The organism is Propioniciclava sp., assembly GCF_029977985.1.
Classification (GTDB): domain Bacteria; phylum Actinomycetota; class Actinomycetes; order Propionibacteriales; family Propionibacteriaceae; genus Propioniciclava.
In genome coordinates, this window is the sequence record NZ_JARKOT010000210.1 from 1 (window position 1) to 1,516 (window position 1,516).

Annotated in this window: 1 protein-coding gene and 1 pseudogene; one reads left to right on the forward strand and one right to left on the reverse strand. The window is 69.2% G+C overall.

Annotated features, from left to right (window positions below):
• Nucleotides 1-60 precede the first annotated feature (60 nt).
• Nucleotides 61-189, forward strand: a complete 129-nt coding sequence (locus Q1K57_RS12355; RefSeq protein ID WP_300083117.1) for a hypothetical protein — start codon at nucleotides 61-63, stop codon at nucleotides 187-189.
• A gap of 97 nt (nucleotides 190-286) precedes the next feature.
• Here Q1K57_RS12355 and Q1K57_RS12360 read toward each other — a convergent pair.
• Nucleotides 287-1,516: pseudogene (locus Q1K57_RS12360) on the reverse strand (2-hydroxyacyl-CoA dehydratase); the annotation flags it as partial.

Genomic DNA, 1,516 nt, shown 5'->3' on the forward strand with positions numbered 1-1,516 from the left:
CCTCCCCGAGCCTGCGCTGCCCGGCGAGGTGAAGGACCTGCTCGACCGCACCCTCGAGGCATGAACGGCCCCTCTGCAGCGTCCTTCGTGGTTCAAGTCCTCAAGGTGGTTTCGCCGGTCGATCGCGTCCTGATCAAGGCATCCGTGTGCAGCCCCGTGCTGCACAACCAGTGCCAGAGCGCGCATTGAGCAACACGCACCCGCACACCCCTGAGGCGCCCACTGCTGCACGCGGAGGCGCCCCCCGTACGCCGCCGGCTTCCGGTGAGGATGCGCGGGCCAGCGCTCAGGCGTCCACCAGAACGAAATCGCCCTCGTCGGGTACGCCCTCGTCCCAACCCCGGACGTCGTCGGCGTCGCCAACCCTGCCAACGCCCGCACCGCCCGCGAAGGCCGGCTCGCGCTGGGCCTCGCGCAGCTTCCGCGCGTTCTTGTGCGCCGTGGCGACCATCAGCTTGATGCGGTTCAGTTGGTTCACCTCGGAGGCCCCCGGGTCGTAGTCGATCGAGGTCACGTTGGCGTGGGGATAGAAGCGGCGCAACTCGCCGAACATGCCCCGCCCCACGACGTGGTTCGGCAAGCAGGCGAACGGCTGCGCGACGATGATGTTGGGCGTCCCGGTCTCGAGGAGTTCCATCATCTCGGCCGTCAGCAGCCAGCCCTCGCCAGCCTGCGTGCCCAGCGAGATGACCCGCTCGGCGCGCGTCGCCATCGTGTGCATGTCGGCCTGGACGGTGAACTTACCGTTCGTCCGCGCCAGCGCCCGGTGGGCGGGCTTGGCATAGCTCTCGAGCAGCCAGAGCGCCAGCTTCTGCGCCCGGACGCCGCCCTTGGACCCCAGGCCGAGGTTCTCGAACCGCCACTCCCCGGCGTACAGCGCCTGGCCCACGAACTCGAGCAGCCCCGGCAGGACCGCCTCGCAGCCCTCGTCCTCGATGACGCCGACGGCATGGTTGTTCGCATCCGGGTGGAACTTGACGAGGATCTCGCCCACGACACCCACCCGGGGCCGACGCGGCACGTCGAGCAGCGGCAGCGCGTCGAACTCGCGCACGATGGTGTCGATGAGCCACCCGTAACCGATCCGGCGCTTCAACGTCGGCGACCACCCGCCGTGGCGCAGGAACTCCTGGACGAGGGCGTCCCACTTCTCGTACAGGCGCTGGGCAGAGCCGGGCTCCGCCTCGTAGGGCCGCACGCGCAGCAGCACGTTCTGCACGAGGTCGCCCAGCACGATGCCCTGCACGAGCTTGTGGAGCAGGCCGGGCGTGAGCTTGAAGCCGGGGTGATCCTCGAGCCCTTGGGTGCTCAGCGCGAGCACGGGCACCTGGCCGAACCCGGCGTCCGCGAGCCCCTTGCGCAACATGCCCGCGTAGTTCGTGGCGCGGCACATGCCGCCGGTCTGCGAGATCGCGACCGAGGAGTTGTCCGGGTCGGCCTCACCGGTGAGGAACGCGTTGATGAGCTGCCCGATCACCATGATCGCCGGGTAGCAGACGTCGTTGTTGACGTACTT

Bases quoted from the DNA above. Each gene is read 5' to 3' on its own strand.
- Q1K57_RS12355 (WP_300083117.1), top strand. From the start codon at position 61: ATGAACGGCCCCTCTGCAGCGTCCTTCGTGGTTCAAGTCCTCAAGGTG.